A 16117-nucleotide genomic window follows, 5' to 3' on the forward strand; every position below is an offset into this window, starting at 1 on the left:
GGTGCCGATAATCCGGTTCTTCCTTTTCGAGGATCGGGATATGGCGCGAATAGCGGAAATTGACGGGACCCAGCCGGTACGGGGCGAGGGGCGGCGCGGCCGGCGCAGCGGCGGCGGGGCCGATGCCCGGCGCGCCCTGCGCAGCAGTGGCACGGTCGCCAAGAAGCGCTTCATCGAGCGTCAGATACCGCCTTACGAGATCCTCTCCGAAGAGAACCTGGCCCTGATCGAGGAGAACGCCGAAACGGTGCTGAACGAGATCGGCATCGAGTTCCGCGATGACCCGGAGGCGCTGGCGATGTGGAAAGACGCCGGTGCCGATGTGCAGGGCGAACGGGTGCGTTTTCCGCGCGGGCTCTGCCGCAAGCTCTGCGAGACCATTCCTTCCAGCTTCACTCAGCATGCCCGCAATCCGGAACGCTCGGTGGAGGTCGGCGGCAACAACACGGTTTTCGCCCCGGTCTACGGCCCGCCCTTCGTGCGCGACCTGGAGGGTGGGCGCCGCTATGCGACCATCCAGGATTTTCAGAACTTCGTGAAGCTGGCCTATATGTCGCCGTCGGTGCATCACTCCGGCGGTACGGTCTGCGAGCCGGTCGACGTGCCGGTGAACAAGCGCCACCTCGATATGGTCTACGCCCACCTGCGCTATTCCGACATGCCCTTCATGGGTTCGGTCACGGCGCCGGAGCGCGCCGAGGACTCGGTGGCCATGGCGAAGCTCGTGTTTGGCGACGATTTTGTCGAGAACAACACGGTGATGATCAATCTGATCAACGCCAACTCTCCCATGACCTTCGACGGCACCATGCTGGGGGCGCTGAAGGTCTATGCCCGGCACAATCAGGCCTGCATCGTCACCCCCTTTATCCTGTCGGGCGCCATGGCGCCGGTGACGCCGGTCGGGGTGATGACCCAGACCCTGGCGGAGGCGCTGGCGGGCCTCGCCTTTACGCAGCTCGTGCGGCCCGGTGCGCCGGCGGTGCTGGGCAGCTTCGCCTCTTCGATCTCCATGCAGTCCGGTGCGCCGACCTTCGGTACGCCGGAGCCGGCGCTGGTGCTTTACGGCATGGCGGCCCTGGCGCGCCGCCTCGGCGTGCCCTTCCGCTCAGGCGGGTCGCTCTGCGGCTCCAAGCTGCCGGACGCCCAGGCGGCCCATGAAAGCACCCAGACCCTGATGCCGACGGTCCTCGGCGGGGTGAACTTCGTGCTCCACGCTGCCGGTTGGCTGGAGGGCGGTCTGGTGTCGTCCTATGAGAAGTTCATCATCGATGCGGACCAATTGGGCATGATGCAGACCTTCGCCGGCGGCTATGACCTGAGCGAGAACGGTCAGGCCATGGATGCCATCCGCGAGGTCGGGCCGGGCAGCCACTTCCTGGGCTGCGCCCACACCCGCGCCAACTTCGAGACCGCCTTTTACCGCTCGAACATCGCCGACAACAATTCCTTCGAGCAGTGGGAGGCCGATGGCGCCCTCGACGCCTTCCAGCGCGCCAACGGCATCTATAAGAAGATGCTGGCGGACTACGAAGCCCCGGCCCTGGCGCCCTCCATCGACGAGGCCCTGAAGGCCTTCATCGCCGAGCGCAAGGCCTCGGAGCCCGACGCCTTTTCCTGACCCGCGTCCACAGAACCGACCTGTAACAACCTTGTTGTACTGCCGGCGGCTGTCCATCGGTCCGGCAAGGGCTGAAGGCCCGCTGCAGCGATTCCAGAAGTCTGCGACTTCCGCCCATGAGGCGGCTTGCCCGCTTCCCGCCTTTATCCCCCTCACGGGGTGACTTGGTTCGCCCGCCGGATCAGGCCTGCCTGGCGGCATGAGTAAAACTGGTCGGCCACGGCGATACGCACGCGCAAAGCCTTGTGAAATAGGCCAGGAAATGGGAAAGACGACGGTATGGAGTCAGGCGGGGCAAGCCGGGGTAAAAGCGAAAGCTAACCAGGGAGTTTTTGTGAGACAGGGCTCGACATCTCCTTCGATTTATTGGGTCGTGGGCAGCGGGACGAACATCGGTAAGACCACTATCGCCACGGCTCTTATCAGGGCCCTGAACGGGAATGGAGAGAGGGCTGTCGGGTTCAAGCCCTATGCCTCATCCCGACTATACGACCTGATTGATTTTATGATTGAGGTGTATCCGAGGTCGCAGTGCAAGCTGTTTGGCAAGGACGCATGGAGGTTGAGTACTGCGTCGCCGTTGACGGGAGCAGACCTGGTAGATTTAGTTGTTCCGACCCAACTCTTAAGCCATCCGACCTGGCGAAGCATCTTGTTGATGAGGACCGGAACGACTCAACTGAATAACGTCGAATTCTTTTGCAGCGAATATGGCGCTAAGCTGAAGGAGCGTTCTGACTTACGGCATATAATCGGCAGGACCGGTCTCCCGTTTGACAGTTCAGTTCTCAAAGCGGATATCGACATTACCTATGCGCCTTGCGTGTCACCTGAAAAGCAAAGGGATGCGTTCAACGCATTGTTGGACATCGGCGTCGATGCGGTGGTTTGCGAGGGGGCCGGCGAATGGCTTCCCATCTGGCAGGATTGCCCGGTCGTCAACCACGTGATCTTTGTGACGGGCGGTGTGGTGAATCTGTTTCCGAATTTGGATGTCGGTTTTTCGTTTAACCCAACGGCCCCAGCCCGGCATGTCGGGGAACTGGCGGAAGTCCTTAAGAACCCGGCTTTACGACGGTTTTCGAGCCCTCTCTATCTGGTTGAAGAGGAGCGCCGAGAACGCATGGCTCAGCGGATCGTGCAAGAACTCGTCGCCAAGGTTCAGTAACCGTATTGTCGCGGTAGCGAATCCAAACCGCAAAAAAAGCCAACGTTTTCATAAGGGTGAATGTCGGCTAAGTTCCGTTCCACGAGTCTACAGAGTGGCGCGGTTCTCTGCGTGCCACTTTTCCTTTGCTGACGGCTTTCACGTAGAGAGGAAGATACCCAGTTGGATAAGATCGAGCTTGGAATGACCGGCCATGCGGAAATGGTTGTGGGAACGAACGATACCGCGCCGCGCATCGGCTCCGGCCATATCGCCGTGCTTGGAACACCCAGGATGATCAATCTTATCGAGGAAGCCGCCCTGGCTGCCGTCGAGCAGCTTTTGCCGGAGGGCAAGCAGTCGCTCGGCACGCACCTCGACGTCTCCCACCTTGCTGCGACCCCAGTGGGTATGACGGTGAAGGCGGAGGCGGAATTGATCTCGGTGGACGGACGCAAGCTGTTGTTTGCCGTCCGTGCCCACGACGAGATGGACCTGATCGGTGAGGGCCGGCATGAACGCGTGGTCGTCACCGCCGCGTCCTTTCAGGCCCGCATCGACGAAAAGGGGAAGTCGCTCAGACGCTGACCATCTGATCTCACTCTCTTGCTTTAAAAGCTCATCTGCCTGCCGTCGGTCATGGTGAAGGGCGAGCGGTAGTCGTCGCCCGGCGTCACCCAGTAGTAGGTGGTGCCGTCGGTTTCCACGTCATAGCAGGCCCAGCCGCCGCGCTGCCACCAGGAACAGTACTGGTCCTTGGCCTCGTCCACCTTCCACTTGCCTTCGTCGGGCACGCCGCCTTCGGGAAGATAGACCGTGGCGCCGGAGGTTTCGAAGTACTGCCGGGTGTCGGTGCCGCGCCAGTTGCCCAGGGCGGTGCGTCCGTCGAGCAGTTGCTGGATTTGCCCGGCGGTGAGTTTGTCATCGGCCAAAACATCCGCGGATTGCAGGCACAGCGCCGCGAGGCTGACGGCCAGTGCGAAGAAGTGTCTGCGCATTCTCTGATCCTCCTATGCTGCCACGCAGCATAGGGCCGCTTGTCACAGCCTGAAACCCGTTGCCGCCGATTGGCTCTGTTGAAACGCTGAAATGCCGTTCTCAACAAATGAAACAGGTTTCTTACAAATGTCCATTGATTGGCGATGGGACCTCAGTCACACTAAGAAAAAAGTGCCGACAAGCTGTCGCGATGTGAGTCGACTGTTTTCCGGCGATCCTGCGCCAAGATCACGTTGTTCAGGACCGTTCGTGGTGTTTTCGTTGTTGTCCGTCGACCCACCAAAGCGATGCGCGGCCCGATAGCCAGCCGGCCCGACCAATCGGACGGTGGCAGGTCATGGCCTGCGACAGGCCATCTATGGGAGGAACGACGCCAATGCTTCAGTTGAGCAAAGAAGACCTCGTCAAAGCCTACACGCAGATGCGCACGATCCGCGATTTCGAGGAGCGGGTGCATGATGAATTCGCCGGCGGCGGCATTCCCGGTTTCGTCCACCTCTACGCCGGGGAAGAGGCGTCGGCCGTCGGGGTCTGCATGAACCTGAATGACAAGGACAACATCGCCTCGACCCACCGCGGCCACGGCCACTGTATTGCCAAGGGTTGCGACGTGAAGGGGATGATGCAGGAGATCTACGGGCGCAGCGGCGGCCTCTGCGGCGGCAAGGGTGGCTCCATGCATATCGCCGACCTCTCCAAGGGCATGATGGGCGCCAACGGCATCGTCGGCGGCGGGCCGCCACTGATCTGCGGTGCGGCACTGACCGCAAAGACCCTGGGTACCGGGGCGGTGGCGGTGGCCTTTGTCGGCGACGGCGGCTCCAACCAGGGCACCACGCTGGAATCCTACAATCTTGCCAATGTCTGGAACCTGCCGGTGATTTTCGTGGTGGAAGACAACGGCTACGCCGAGTCCACCGCTTCTGCCTGGTCGGTTGGCGGCGGCAGCCAGGTGAAGCGGGCCGAGGCTTTCGGCATGGAGGGCTTCGAGGTCGACGGCCATGATTTTTTCGCGGTCTATGAAGCGGCCCGCGACGTGATCGCCAAGGCGCGCGACGGCGGCGGGCCGAGCCTGCTGCACGTGAGGCTGAATCGCTATTTCGGCCACTTCGAGGGCGATGCCATGACCTATCGCGGCAACGGCGAGGTGGACGGCCTGCGCCAGAAGCGCGACAGCCTGGATATCTTCCGTCAGCGGGTCGCCGAAACCGGCCTTCTGGAAGTATCTGAAATGGATGAGATCGACCGTTCGGTCGCAACCCTGGTGGATGAGGCGGTCAGCGAGTCCGTGGCGGCGCCGCCGCCGACCCGCGAGGACCTGACCACCGACGTCTACGTTTCGTACTAGGGGAGGCCGAGATGCCGAAGAAATCATTCCGCCAGGCGATCAACGAAGCCCTGGCCATGGAAATGCGCCGCGACCCCACGGTGATCCTGATGGGCGAGGACGTGGCGGGCGGCATGGGCGCCGCCGGTGAGGACGATGCCTGGGGTGGCCCGCTGGGGGTGACCAAAGGCCTGATGCCGGAGTTCGGGCGTGACCGCATCCTGGACACACCGATCAGCGAGAGCGCCTTCATCGGCGCCGCTGCAGGCGCGGCAGCAACCGGCCTCAGGCCCGTGGCGGAGCTGATGTTCGTCGACTTTCTGGGGGTCTGCCTCGATCAGATCTACAATCAGGCCGGCAAGTTCCGCTACATGTTCGGCGGCAAGGCGGTGACGCCGCTGGTGATACGCACCATGTACGGCGCCGGCTTTCGCGCCGCCAGCCAGCACAGCCAGTGCCTCTATCCCGTGTTCACCCATATGCCGGGCCTGAAGGTGGTCATTCCCTCTTCGGCTTACGAGGCCAAGGGCCTGCTGATCCAGGCGATCCGCGACGACGACCCGGTGATCTTCTTCGAGCACAAGGTGATGTACGACGACGAGGAAGAGGTGCCGGACGAGGCCTATACCATTCCCTTCGGCGAGGCCAACCTGACCCGCGAAGGCGACGATGTCACCATCGTCGCCATCGGCCGCATGGTCCAGTTCGCCAACCAAGTCGCCGACAAGCTGGAGGGCGCGGGCATCGGCTGCACGGTGGTCGATCCGCGCACCACCTCGCCGCTGGACGAGGAAACCATTATCGAATGCGTCGAAGAGACCGGGCGTCTGGTCATCGTCGATGAGGCCAGCCCGCGCTGCAACGTCGCCACCGATATCTCGGCCCTGGTTTCGGAGCGGGCCTTCAGCGCCCTGAAGGCGCCGATCCGCATGGTGACGCCGCCGCACACGCCGGTGCCCTTTGCCGCCGAGTTGGAGGATCTCTACATCCCCAGCCCGGAGCGGATCGAGGAAGCGGTGCGCAGCGTCATGGGAGCGCAGGCATGAGCGAGGCCGCGATCCAGGCCATCACCATGCCCAAGTGGGGCCTGGCGATGGAGGAGGGCAAGGTAAGCGCCTGGATGGCCGAGGAGGGCGCGGCCATCGCCGGCGGTGAAGAGATCCTGGAAATCGAGACCACGAAGATCACCAATGTCTTCGAGAGCCCGGTCGCCGGCGTCCTGCGCCGCCGCGTGGTGGTGGAGGGTGAAACCGTGCCGGTCGGCGCGCTGATCGGTGTGGCCGCCGGGGCCGAGATCCCGGATGCCGATATCGAGGCCTTCATCACCGACTTCCAGGCCAACTTCGTGGTCGAAGCCAGCGACGCTGCGGCGGCCCCAGAGGCTGAGACGATCACCGTCGCCGGGCGCCAGCTCAGTCATCTGCGCATGGGCCCGGAAGACGGCCCGCCGGTCGTCCTGGTGCACGGTTTCGGCGGCGACCTCAACGGCTGGCTGTTCAATCAGCCGGTCCTGGCGGAAGACCACAGCGTCTATGCGCTCGACCTGCCGGGCCACGGCCGCGCAGAGAAGAACGTGGCCGGTCTGGATGTGGCGGGACTGGCCGCGCTGTTGGCCGACTACATGGAAGCTGTCGGCATCGGCGCGGCGCACTTGGTGGGCCACTCCCTCGGCGGTGCCGTTACCCTGAAACTCGCGATCGATCAGCCGGCGCGGGTGAGCCGGCTGACCCTCTTGTCCCCGGCCGGGTTGGGCGAGGAATTGAACGTTGCCTATGTGAAGGGATTCGCCGGGGCGGAGGGCCGCAAGGAGATCAAGAGCCTGCTGCAGCAGCTCTTTGCCGATCCGCAGCTGGTCAGCCGCGACATGATCAACGAGGTGCAGAAATACAAACGTCTGGACGGCGTGACGGCGGCCCTGAACGCGCTGGCCGATGCGGTCTTCCCCGGCGGGCGGCAGGGTTTGGTTATGCGGGATCAACTCGCCACACTGGCCATGCCGGTGCAGGCCATCTGGGGCCGTGATGACGCCATCGTCCCCCCCGCGCATGGCGAGGGTCTGCCCGACAACGTGACGCTCCACTGGTTGGAGCGGACCGGCCACATGCCCCATATGGAAGCCGCCGGCGACGTGAACCGGCTGATCGCGGGTTAGGGCCTGCACGTGGCCGTTGTGGCCGGCGTTGGCTCTTGGGCCTCGATGGCTATGGGGCGTCTTCCGGACGCTGGCGAGTGTGCGCTGAACGGATCGCTAAACGTCTTGACGCAACCCTAACTGCTCCCGCAACTCGACCATTTCCTCGTGGAAGTCGCCGAAACTGTAGGTATCGAACCAAAAGCCTATGCAGAGTGATGTGGCTTCTTTCTGGGCCTCGAAATCCAATGCCCAGCTGAAGCTTTGATAGGCGAAGCTCACACAGACGATCTGGGTCCGGAATCTGGTGCCGATGTCCAGAAGCGCATCGCGATGCGGCCGAAGTCTGTAGAGTAGGGCGTCAACATGACGGTCAAGGCTCTGGGTGTCCTCTAATCCACTCTTGAGTCTCCAACATGAAGATTTCCGCTTGAGTGTGTGACCGCGACGTTCGAAGGCATCGCCAACACGCCAGCATTCATCCGGTTGCAACCCCAGGGCCTCGGTAATCTCGGACGGATCATCGCGGCCGACAGCATGAAAGTAAGCATACTCGCGATCAGTCTCAGGTGGTGAAGGCATCAAACAATCCAACTGTGATGGCGTTTCCATTCGCGAGCGCTGCGGGTCTGACATTTGGCCCAGTCCAAACGGCGCGACCGAACGGGTGGCGATAGGCGCCCCGTCGGGCCCCCGTTTGAATGTGTCGTCGAAGTCTGGTCTTATGGTTCAAGTCATGGCTTTGATTTGGGAGAATTATGCATGACGGTCGAATACCTGCTGACCGCGATGATCGTGATCCTGCTGCCGGGCACCGGCGTGCTCTACACCCTGGCTTTCGGGCTCAGCCGGGGCTGGCGGGCCAGCGTTTTCGCGGCCTTCGGCTGTACGCTGGGTATTCTGCCTCACGTTGTCGCCTCGATCATCGGGCTGGCGGCGCTGCTCCACACCAGCGCCATGGCTTTTCAGGTCGTGAAGTATCTCGGGGTCGCTTACCTGTTCTATCTGGCCTGGGGCGTGTGGCGGAACGGCGGCGTTCTGCAGGTCTCCGAACAGAATGCTCCGGTCTCCGCAGTCAAGATCATCATCAGCGGTATTCTGGTGAACACCTTGAACCCGAAGCTGTCGCTTTTCTTCCTGGCCTTCCTGCCCCAGTTCGTGCCGGCGGGCGCGTCTGATCCGACCGCTACCATGCTGGGCCTGGCCGCGACCTTCATGGCGCTGACCTTTGTCGTTTTCGTCGGCTACGGCGCTTTCGCCTCTGCGGCGCGGCATCACGTCATTTCAAAGCCACTGACAATGCTCTGGCTGAGGCGTGGTTTCGCCGGGGCCTTTGGGGCTCTGGGTCTGCGGCTCGCTCTTTCTGAGCGGTGAAGGGATGACCGGTGTTACCGGCGGGTGCCAATGCGGCGCCCTGCGCTACCGCGCCGAGGGCCTGTTCGACCTGCCGGAGGTTGCGCCGGCGCAGGCGCAGGAAGACGCGGACTGGAATGCCCAGGTCATCTCCAACCAGCACCCCGATCACGATACGGATCGCTGACAAAAATGCAGGAATCGAACGTCACCGTCCGCCGCGCCCGGGATGATGAAGCCGAGGCTCTGACCGCGCTGTCCCTGAAGTCCAAACGTTCGAATGGTTACGACGACGCCTTCATGGCCGCCTGCCGGGAGGAATTGACGGTCACCGACCAGCGCCTCGCCGAAGGCGAGTACTGGGTTGCCGAGAGCGAGGAACTCTGTGGCTGCGCCTGCCTGCTGGCCGATCCGAATGGCGGCTCCGGCGAAGTGCATGCCTTTTTCATCGACCCGGATTGGCAACGCCGGGGGGTCGGCCGGCTGCTCTGGAACAAGCTGGTGCAGCGCGCCAAGGAACAGGGCCTGATCGACCTGCGTCTCGATGCCGACCCCGCCGCCGTTCCTTTCTACGAAGCAATGGGCTTCAAGGTCGTTGGCGAAGCGCCTTCCGGTTCAATCCCGGGCCGCAGTCTGCCGCACATGAAGGTCGCCGTTTCGGATATTGCAGGCTGATCTGTCGGCTGTTGGCAGATGCCCCGGGCGCCGGGCGTCTGATCTAGGCGCTGTCTCTTCTTTTCGACTCTTGTGCCTGAAGCGATACCCACCAGATCGCTGCGGCACCGATTAGGAAAATGCCCAATCCTGCAAGGAACAGGCAAATGAACAGCATCGGCGAGATACCCATAGTGGTCACCTCATCTGGAAAACAGGTTGCGGGCCACCGGTCTTTGTTGCGAAGGCTGTGACTTTCCGCTGACTGGCTGGCAGTCGTGCCACAGGATCCAAGAGAGGGCCTTGAGCTTGATCAAACAGGCGTTGAGGGCGTGGGTGTCGGGGAAAAACAGCCTTGCGGCCGCGCAGCGCTTCGCTAGCCGCCTGAATACTCCCGCGCGGCGTCGCTGAGCCAGCGCCAGAGGTAGTCGGCGAAGGAGCGGCGGGTGTAGAGGTCGTAGTCCGGCCCGCCTTCATCTTCGTTGCTTAGCTGATGCAGGGTGATGGCGGTTTTCGACAGGTGGCTTTGGGCGCAGTGGCCGGCACCGCCGAAGGCGCTGGGGTGCAGATCCAACGGGCAGCCTTTGGCGATCACATCGGCGGCCCTCGGCCCGGAAATGTGGATGCAGACCAGGCTCTCGCCGACCTCGGTCACGGCGCTGTGGATGTCGCCCAGGGCGTCGCGCAGGCTGGCCGACAGTTGTGCTTCTGCTTCAGGCGATACGTCATGCCGGACCAGCAGCCACTCGTTGGGGCCGAGCCAGAGGATGGCCAGGGTTTCGTTCTGTGCCGCCGTGTTCGGCTCAACGGGCAGACCGAGGCCCAGTGCCCCATTCACCGCTTCCAGAAAGGTCGGATCGTCCTTCTCGCCGCGCAGGTTCACCGCTGTCGGCAGGCTCTTTTCATGCAGGCGCACCGCGGCGTCGGATGAAGGCTCCCGGCCTTCAAGGCCCAGATGGGCAAGCGCATTCTGTCTCAGATAGGTCTCGATCATTTCAGCCGCTCTCCCGCCGGATCGAAGAATACCGGGCTCTCCGCGACCACGCAGGCCACCGTCTTGCCGCCCTCCAGCGGGGCATAGAGTGTCTCGCCCTTTCTGGCCAGACCGCCCTTCACCAGGGCCATGGCGATGGAGCGGCCGCAGTTCGGACTGTAGTAGCTTGAGGTGACATGGCCCAGCATCGGCATCGGTGGTTGCGGCAGGACCTGCTCGACCAGTTGGGCGCCCTCCGGCAGCACCTCTTGCGGGTCCTGGGTCAGGATACCGACCAGTTGTTTACGGTCCGGCTTCAGCATGTCGGCGCGGGTGAGGGAGCGCTTGCCGATGAAGTCCTTGGTCTTGGAGACCGCCCAGCCCATGTCGAGGTCCAGAGGGTTCACCGAGCCGTCGGTTTCCTGGCCGACGATGATGTAGCCCTTTTCGGCGCGCAGCACGTGCATCGCTTCGGTCCCGTAAGGGGTGATGCCGTAACGCTCCCCCACCGTCATCACGGTCTGCCAGACCGCCATGCCGAAGGAGGCCGGTACGTTGATCTCGTAGGACAGCTCGCCGGTAAAGGAGATCCGGAAAATCCGCGCCGGCACCCCGGCCACCCGGGCGGCGGTGTAGCCCATGTGGGGCAGGGCATTGGGCGAAAGCTCCGCGTCGCTCAGCTCCGCCAGCAGTTTGCGGGCGTTGGGGCCGGAAAGGGTAATGGTCGCGAACTGCTCGGTGACCGAGGTCAGGAAGACCTTCAGGTCGGGCCACTCGGTCTGCAGATAGTCTTCCAAATGGGACAGAACCGCGGCGGCGTTGCCGGTCGTGGTGGTCATCAGGAAGTGGTTTTCGCCGAGGCGCGTGGTGACGCCGTCGTCGGTCACCATGCCGTCCTCGCCCAGCATCAGGCCGTAGCGGCAGCGCCCGATGTCGAGCTTCTTCCAGGCGTTGGTATAGACCCGGTTGAGGAACTCGGCGGCGTCCGGGCCCTGGATGTCGATCTTCCCGAGGGTCGAGGCATCGAGAATGCCCAGCGACTGGCGGACCGCCTTCACCTCGCGGTTCACCGCCGTGTGCATGTCCTCGCCGAACTGCGGGTAGTACCAGGGGCGGCGCCATTGGCCGACATCCTCGAAGAGGGCGCCGTTGCGTTCGTGCCAGGCGTGCATCGGCGTGCGCCGCAGGGGATCGAGCAGGTCGTCCACGTCGCGCCCGCCGAAGATGCCGAAGCTGACGGGGGTGAAGGGCGGGCGGAAGGTGGTGACGCCCACCTCCGGCAAGGGCCGTCCGAATTCTTCCGCAACGATGCCGATGGCGTTGACGTTGCCCAGCTTACCCTGATCCGTCGCCATGCCGGTGGTGGTGTAGCGCTTCACATGTTCGATGGAGACATAGCCCTCGCGCAGGGCGAGTTTCAGGTCGGCGGCGGTGACGTCGTTCTGCTGATCGACGAAGTGCTTTGCCTTCTGCCCCAGGGGCTTGTCCGAGGGCACCAGCCAAATCCAGCGGCCGGGCAGGAAGTCGCGATCCTCGCTCTCCACCGTCACGGCCGCGCCGGCCTGGAAACCGGCCTCGGCCGCGGCTGCGGTGCCCGCTTCCGCACCTTCGGCAAGGCAAGAACCCAGGCCGAAGGCGCCATTGGCGGATCCGGCGCAACGCTGGCCCGCCTGCATGGCCTTATCAGGCACGAAGCAGGCGTGCTCCTCGTCCCAGTTCAGGCTGCCCTTGGCGTGACAGAACAGGTGGACCGTGGGGCTCCACCCGCCCGAGTTGGCGATCAGATCGCAGTCGATCTCCTCGACCGCGCCGACCACCGCATCGCCCTCGACGGCCAGTTCGGCAACCCGCACCTTGGTGACGCGCTTCCTGCCCGCGGTCCCGATGATCGCGTGCTCGGCCAGGATGCGCAGGCCCGCCGCTTCGGCCCGCTCGGTCAAGGGGCCGCTGGGGGCGGAGCGAAGGTCGATCACCGCCACGACCTCGATACCCGCCGCCGTCATATCCAGGGCGGCGCCATAGCCGCTGTCGTTGTTGGTAAAGACCACCGCGCGCTTGCCTGGCCTGACGGCATAGCGGTTGATGTAGCTCTGCACCGACGAGGCGGTCATGATGCCCGGACGGTCGTTGTCGGCGAAGACCAGGGGGCGTTCGATGGCCCCGGCGCAGAACACCGCCTGCTTTGCCCGCAGCTTCCACAGCCGGTGGCGGGGCAGCTCCGCCGGCGGTTCCGCCAGATGGTCGGTTACATTCTCCATCAGGCCAAAGAAGCCATGGTCGAAGGCGCCGTAAGCGATGGTCCGGCGCAGGATGCGGACGTTGGCCATCTGGGAGAGTTCGGTCTCGGCAGCGCGTACCCAGTCCAGCGCCGCCTGGCCGTCGATCATCTCCTCGGCGGCGCTCAGAAGGGCGCCGCCCAGCAGGTGGTCCTGTTCGACCAGCACCACCCTGGCGCCGCTGCGCCCGGCGGCCAGGGCGGCGGCAAGGCCCGCCGGGCCCGCGCCGACCACCAGCACATCGCAATAGGCATAGGTCTTGTCGTAGCGGTCCGGGTCGCGCTGGCTGGGCGCCCGGCCCAGGCCGGCGGCGCGGCGGATGATGTGCTCGTAGGTTTTCCAGGCGCTGACCGGCCACATGAAGGTCTTGTAGTAGAAGCCCGCCGGGATCAGGCGAGCCGCCAGGGTGTTGACCGCGCCGACGTCGAACTCCAGCGACGGCCAGGCGTTCTGGGGCTGGGCGCTCAGGCCTTCGACCAGTTCCAGCTGGGTTGCCTTGATGTTGGGGTCGGTGCGGGGGTCTTCGCCGACCTGGACCAGGGCGTTGGGTTCTTCCGGCCCGGCGGTGACGATGCCGCGGGGGCGGTGGTACTTGAAGCTGCGGCCGACAAGGTGCACGCCGTTGGCCAAGAGGGCGGCTGCCAGGGTGTCGCCGGCCAGGCCCTTATAGGCCCGGCCGTTGAAGGTGAAGCTCAGCGGCTTGTTGTGGTCGATCTGACCGCCGTGCGGCAGGCGCATGCGTCCGGACAAGGCTGTCGTCCTCCTCAGACGTAGCGCTTGGGGTCGAGCGCCGGCGGCGGCGACCCCATGGGATAGACCGCCAGAATCTCATAGGTCACGCTGTCGCGGGCGGCGTTGAACCAGCGGCGACAGCCCTGTGCGTGGTTCCAGCGCTCCAGCACCAGGCCCTTGGGATTGTCGCGGAAGAAGACAAACTCGGCCCAGTCGGCATCGCTCAGCGTCTCCGGGTCTTTGGGCCGTTCGATATGGGCTTCGCCGCCGTTGGCGAACTCGCTCTCGCAGCGCGGCCCGCAGTGAGGACAGGAAATCAGCAGCATGGCGGGGCTCTCACTCTCTAGTGCGCCACGGCGGCGGCGCCGTGTTCGTCGATCAGGAAGCCGCTGCGAAAGCGGTCGATGCTGAAGGCGGCGTTCAGCGCGTGGGGCTCATCCTGGGCGATGGTATGGGCAAAGACCCAGCCGGAGCCGGGTGTCGCCTTGAAGCCGCCGGTGCCCCAGCCGCAGTTGAAGTAAAGGCCCTCGACCGGTGTCTTGGAAAGGATGGGGCTGGCATCCGGGCAGACGTCGACGATGCCGCCCCACTGGCGCAGCATGCGCATGCGCCGAAACAGGGGGAACAGCTCGCAGATCGCCGCCAGGGTTTCCTCGGTCACCGGCATGCTGCCGCGCTGGCCATAGCCGATGTAGCTGTCGACGCCGGCGCCGATCACCAGCTCGCCCTTGTCGGATTGGCTGACATAGGCATGGACGGCGCCGGACATGACGACGGTATCGATCACCGGCTTCACGGGTTCGGAGACCAGGGCCTGCAGGGGCAGGGACTGCACCGGCAGGCGAAAGCCCGCCATCTCCGCCATGACGCTGGAATGGCCGGCGGTGACGACGCCGACCTTGCCGGCCTCGATGAAGCCCTTGCCGGTTTCGACCCCGGTGATGCGGCCATTTTCACGGCGGAACCCGTTCACCGGGCATTCCTGGATGATGTCCACGCCCAGGGCATCGGCGGCGCGGGCATAACCCCAGGCAACCGCATCGTGGCGTGCCGTGCCGCCGCGGCGCTGCAGGCTGGCGCCGAGCACCGGGTAGCGGCCCTTGGCGCGCAGGTCCATGATCGGCACCATCTCCTGCACCTGGGCCGGGGTCAGGAACTCTGAATCGACGCCGTTCAGGCGGTTGGCGTTGATGCGGCGGGAAACCTCGCGCAGGTCGTGCTGGCTGTGGGCGAGATTCAGAACCCCGCGCTGGGAGAACATGACATTGTAGTTGAGATCCTGGGACAGCCCTTCCCAGAGCTTCAGGGCGTGTTCGTAGAGCGCCGCCGACTGGTCCCAGAGATAGTTGGAGCGCACGATCGTCGTGTTGCGCCCGGTGTTGCCGCCGCCCAGCCAGCCGCGCTCCACCACCGCGACGTTGGTGATGCCGTGGTTCTTGGCCAGATAGTAGGCGGTCGCCAGGCCGTGCCCGCCGCCGCCGACGATCACCACGTCGTAGCGCGGCTTCGGCTCCTTGTTTTGCCAGGCCTGCGGCCAGTTCTCATGATAGGAGAGGGCGTTACGCAGAAGGCTGAAGACTGAATAGCGCGATGTCATGCCTGTCCGGCTTCCCCTGTTAACCGATGCCCCTTGGCGGAGGCCCTGTCCCGGCGCTCTTTCCAAGGCGCCCTTAAGCCTCTGACCATGCTCGCATCCGGCCTGCTGTTTGGCAACGGCAGGCTGCATTGTCAGTGACGTCCCAACGCCAGCGGCAAGGCGCCAGGGCACTCGATAAGCAAGCTGACGGCTTGCTGTTCCCCGGCGGAAAATTATCTGTTCGCGACACGGCCTTTCATGCCAAAGTCCTCATGTTCTCGATGGTTCCCGTGACATAGGATTTGCGTCGCGCAATGTTTGGTAATGTTCCCCGGGAAGTGCCCCAGAAGATCGCCTTGGTCCTGGTGCCGCGCTTTTCCTTTCTGCCCTTTACCGGGCTGATCGAATCCTTCCGCCTGGCCAACCGGTTGAGCGGCCAGGAGCTCTATAACCGGGTGCTGGTCTCAAGCGACGGGGGCCCGGTCACGGCCTCGAACGGGATCACTTTGGATGTCGCGGGCGACCTCTCCCTGGCGGAGGCCTGTGGAACGGTGGTCATCTGCGGCGGCCTGGATGTGCACCTCCATCAGGACAAGAGCCTTCAGGCCTGGCTGCGCAAGGTCGACCGGCGCGGCGCCGATGTCGGGGCGATCTGCACCGGCAGCTATATCCTGGCGCGGGCCGGCCTGCTGGAGGGCTTCCGTTGTACGATCCATTGGGAGAACCTGGCCGGCTTCTGCGAGGAGTTCCCGGACATTGAGGTAACGACCGAACTGTTCGAGATCGACCGCAACCGCTTCACCTGTTCCGGCGGGACGGCGGTGATCGACATGATGCTGAACGTCATCGCCCGCCAGCATGGCTACGAGCTGGCCGCCAGCGTGGCCGACCAGTTCATGCACGAGCGTATTCGCGACCATCACGACCGCCAGCGGATCTCCCTGCCGGCGCGCCTGGGCGTGCGTCACCCCAAGCTGCTCTCGGTGATCTCCCTGATGGAGCAGAACCTGGAGGAGCCGCTGACCCGCAGCGAGCTGGCGCGGGAGGCCGATCTCTCAACCCGCCAGTTGGAGCGCCTGTTCCGCAAATACCTGAACCGCTCCCCGGCCCGCTACTACCTGGAACTGCGGCTGAACAAGGCCCGGCTTCTGCTGTTGCAGACCAATATGTCGGTGATCGATGTGGCGCTGGCCTGCGGCTTCGTCTCGGCCTCGCACTTCTCCAAGTGCTATCGCGATTTCTTCGGCCGCACGCCACGCAAGGAACGGGGTCTTCCCCTGCAGGCGGACGAGGATCAGTCACGCGTCGCCGAGTAGGCGGCTTGGTCC

General features: G+C 64.1%; 16 protein-coding genes. 10 read left to right on the forward strand and 6 right to left on the reverse strand.

All coding sequences use genetic code 11. The annotated features are described in order from the left end of the window. The first annotated feature begins 40 nt into the window (after window positions 1-40). The 3 genes from HBA54_RS09955 to HBA54_RS09965 all read left to right on the forward strand — a co-directional run bounded on the left by HBA54_RS09955 (window position 41) and on the right by HBA54_RS09965 (window position 3356). Complete coding sequence (locus HBA54_RS09955) at window positions 41-1621, forward strand: trimethylamine methyltransferase family protein (protein ID WP_167223988.1); 1581 nt, start codon at window positions 41-43, stop codon at window positions 1619-1621. Window positions 1622-1883: 262 nt separating this feature from the next. Next, on the forward strand, window positions 1884-2789 hold the full coding sequence (locus HBA54_RS09960; RefSeq protein WP_167223990.1) for a hypothetical protein: 906 nt from the start codon (window positions 1884-1886) through the stop codon (window positions 2787-2789). Between the two features lie 162 nt (window positions 2790-2951). Beyond that, window positions 2952-3356, forward strand: coding sequence for a thioesterase family protein (locus HBA54_RS09965; RefSeq protein ID WP_205944541.1), 405 nt, complete (start codon window positions 2952-2954; stop codon window positions 3354-3356). A 23-nt stretch (window positions 3357-3379) separates the two neighbouring features. Here HBA54_RS09965 and HBA54_RS09970 read toward each other — a convergent pair whose 3' ends face one another. Next, the gene (locus HBA54_RS09970) at window positions 3380-3766 is read right to left on the reverse strand and encodes a hypothetical protein (RefSeq protein WP_167223992.1); all 387 of its coding nucleotides are present in this window, start codon (window positions 3764-3766) and stop codon (window positions 3380-3382) included. Window positions 3767-4143: 377 nt separating this feature from the next. Between HBA54_RS09970 and HBA54_RS09975 the strand changes: the two genes are divergently transcribed. From HBA54_RS09975 to HBA54_RS09985, 3 genes are read left to right on the forward strand one after another with little or no spacing between them, the layout of a single operon-like run. Beyond that, complete coding sequence (locus HBA54_RS09975; protein ID WP_240932598.1) at window positions 4144-5115, forward strand: thiamine pyrophosphate-dependent dehydrogenase E1 component subunit alpha; 972 nt, start codon at window positions 4144-4146, stop codon at window positions 5113-5115. A gap of 11 nt (window positions 5116-5126) precedes the next feature. Beyond that, complete coding sequence (locus HBA54_RS09980) at window positions 5127-6140, forward strand: alpha-ketoacid dehydrogenase subunit beta (RefSeq protein ID WP_167223996.1); 1014 nt, start codon at window positions 5127-5129, stop codon at window positions 6138-6140. Next, on the forward strand, window positions 6137-7246 hold the full coding sequence (locus HBA54_RS09985; protein ID WP_167223998.1) for an acetoin dehydrogenase dihydrolipoyllysine-residue acetyltransferase subunit: 1110 nt from the start codon (window positions 6137-6139) through the stop codon (window positions 7244-7246). Before HBA54_RS09980 ends, HBA54_RS09985 begins: the two co-directional genes overlap by 4 nt. 96 nt (window positions 7247-7342) lie before the next feature. On the opposite strand, the gene HBA54_RS09990 is transcribed toward HBA54_RS09985, so the two are convergent. Further along, entirely contained in the window at window positions 7343-7861 is a 519-nt protein-coding gene (locus HBA54_RS09990) for a DUF4279 domain-containing protein (RefSeq protein WP_167224000.1), read from the reverse strand. Window positions 7862-7987: 126 nt separating this feature from the next. Between HBA54_RS09990 and HBA54_RS09995 the strand changes: the two genes are divergently transcribed. The 3 genes from HBA54_RS09995 to HBA54_RS10005 are packed head-to-tail and all read left to right on the forward strand — an operon-like array spanning window position 7988 to window position 9253. Further along, window positions 7988-8599 (forward strand): LysE family translocator, encoded by a 612-nt coding sequence (locus tag HBA54_RS09995; RefSeq protein WP_167224002.1) that lies wholly within the window; start codon window positions 7988-7990, stop codon window positions 8597-8599. Between the two features lie 4 nt (window positions 8600-8603). Further along, on the forward strand, window positions 8604-8765 hold the full coding sequence (locus tag HBA54_RS10000) for a hypothetical protein (RefSeq protein ID WP_205944542.1): 162 nt from the start codon (window positions 8604-8606) through the stop codon (window positions 8763-8765). A gap of 5 nt (window positions 8766-8770) precedes the next feature. Continuing rightward, window positions 8771-9253, forward strand: a complete 483-nt coding sequence (locus HBA54_RS10005) for a GNAT family N-acetyltransferase (RefSeq protein ID WP_167224004.1) — start codon at window positions 8771-8773, stop codon at window positions 9251-9253. 355 nt (window positions 9254-9608) lie between these two features. Here the strand turns inward: HBA54_RS10005 and HBA54_RS10010 are convergent, their stop codons facing one another. The 4 genes from HBA54_RS10010 to HBA54_RS10025 are packed head-to-tail and all read right to left on the reverse strand — an operon-like array spanning window position 9609 to window position 14810. Then, window positions 9609-10226, reverse strand: coding sequence for a sarcosine oxidase subunit gamma (locus tag HBA54_RS10010; RefSeq protein ID WP_167224006.1), 618 nt, complete (start codon window positions 10224-10226; stop codon window positions 9609-9611). Beyond that, on the reverse strand, window positions 10223-13231 hold the full coding sequence (locus tag HBA54_RS10015) for a sarcosine oxidase subunit alpha family protein (protein ID WP_240932599.1): 3009 nt from the start codon (window positions 13229-13231) through the stop codon (window positions 10223-10225). The genes HBA54_RS10010 and HBA54_RS10015 overlap by 4 nt, the downstream gene beginning before the upstream one ends. 14 nt (window positions 13232-13245) lie before the next feature. Further along, window positions 13246-13539: a sarcosine oxidase subunit delta gene (locus HBA54_RS10020; protein ID WP_167224008.1), complete on the reverse strand. Its 294-nt coding sequence runs from the start codon at window positions 13537-13539 to the stop codon at window positions 13246-13248. A 17-nt stretch (window positions 13540-13556) separates the two neighbouring features. Beyond that, a complete protein-coding gene (locus HBA54_RS10025) occupies window positions 13557-14810 on the reverse strand; it encodes a sarcosine oxidase subunit beta family protein (RefSeq protein WP_167224010.1) in 1254 nt (417 codons plus the stop codon). A 293-nt stretch (window positions 14811-15103) separates the two neighbouring features. Between HBA54_RS10025 and HBA54_RS10030 the strand changes: the two genes are divergently transcribed. Then, window positions 15104-16105 (forward strand): GlxA family transcriptional regulator, encoded by a 1002-nt coding sequence (locus tag HBA54_RS10030; protein ID WP_167224012.1) that lies wholly within the window; start codon window positions 15104-15106, stop codon window positions 16103-16105. Window positions 16106-16117: the final 12 nt, after the last annotated feature.

It is taken from the genome of Pelagibius litoralis (assembly GCF_011683915.1).
GTDB lineage: Bacteria > Pseudomonadota > Alphaproteobacteria > Kiloniellales > Kiloniellaceae > Pelagibius > Pelagibius litoralis.

Bases quoted from the DNA above. Each gene is read 5' to 3' on its own strand.
- HBA54_RS09955 (WP_167223988.1), top strand. From the start codon at position 41: ATGGCGCGAATAGCGGAAATTGACGGGACCCAGCCGGTACGGGGCGAG.
- HBA54_RS09960 (WP_167223990.1), top strand. From the start codon at position 1,884: ATGGGAAAGACGACGGTATGGAGTCAGGCGGGGCAAGCCGGGGTAAAA.
- HBA54_RS09970 (WP_167223992.1), bottom strand. From the start codon at position 3,766: ATGCGCAGACACTTCTTCGCACTGGCCGTCAGCCTCGCGGCGCTGTGC.
- HBA54_RS09975 (WP_240932598.1), top strand. From the start codon at position 4,144: ATGCTTCAGTTGAGCAAAGAAGACCTCGTCAAAGCCTACACGCAGATG.
- HBA54_RS09980 (WP_167223996.1), top strand. From the start codon at position 5,127: ATGCCGAAGAAATCATTCCGCCAGGCGATCAACGAAGCCCTGGCCATG.
- HBA54_RS09985 (WP_167223998.1), top strand. From the start codon at position 6,137: ATGAGCGAGGCCGCGATCCAGGCCATCACCATGCCCAAGTGGGGCCTG.
- HBA54_RS09990 (WP_167224000.1), bottom strand. From the start codon at position 7,861: ATGTCAGACCCGCAGCGCTCGCGAATGGAAACGCCATCACAGTTGGAT.
- HBA54_RS09995 (WP_167224002.1), top strand. From the start codon at position 7,988: ATGACGGTCGAATACCTGCTGACCGCGATGATCGTGATCCTGCTGCCG.
- HBA54_RS10000 (WP_205944542.1), top strand. From the start codon at position 8,604: ATGACCGGTGTTACCGGCGGGTGCCAATGCGGCGCCCTGCGCTACCGC.
- HBA54_RS10005 (WP_167224004.1), top strand. From the start codon at position 8,771: ATGCAGGAATCGAACGTCACCGTCCGCCGCGCCCGGGATGATGAAGCC.
- HBA54_RS10010 (WP_167224006.1), bottom strand. From the start codon at position 10,226: ATGATCGAGACCTATCTGAGACAGAATGCGCTTGCCCATCTGGGCCTT.
- HBA54_RS10020 (WP_167224008.1), bottom strand. From the start codon at position 13,539: ATGCTGCTGATTTCCTGTCCTCACTGCGGGCCGCGCTGCGAGAGCGAG.
- HBA54_RS10025 (WP_167224010.1), bottom strand. From the start codon at position 14,810: ATGACATCGCGCTATTCAGTCTTCAGCCTTCTGCGTAACGCCCTCTCC.
- HBA54_RS10030 (WP_167224012.1), top strand. From the start codon at position 15,104: ATGTTTGGTAATGTTCCCCGGGAAGTGCCCCAGAAGATCGCCTTGGTC.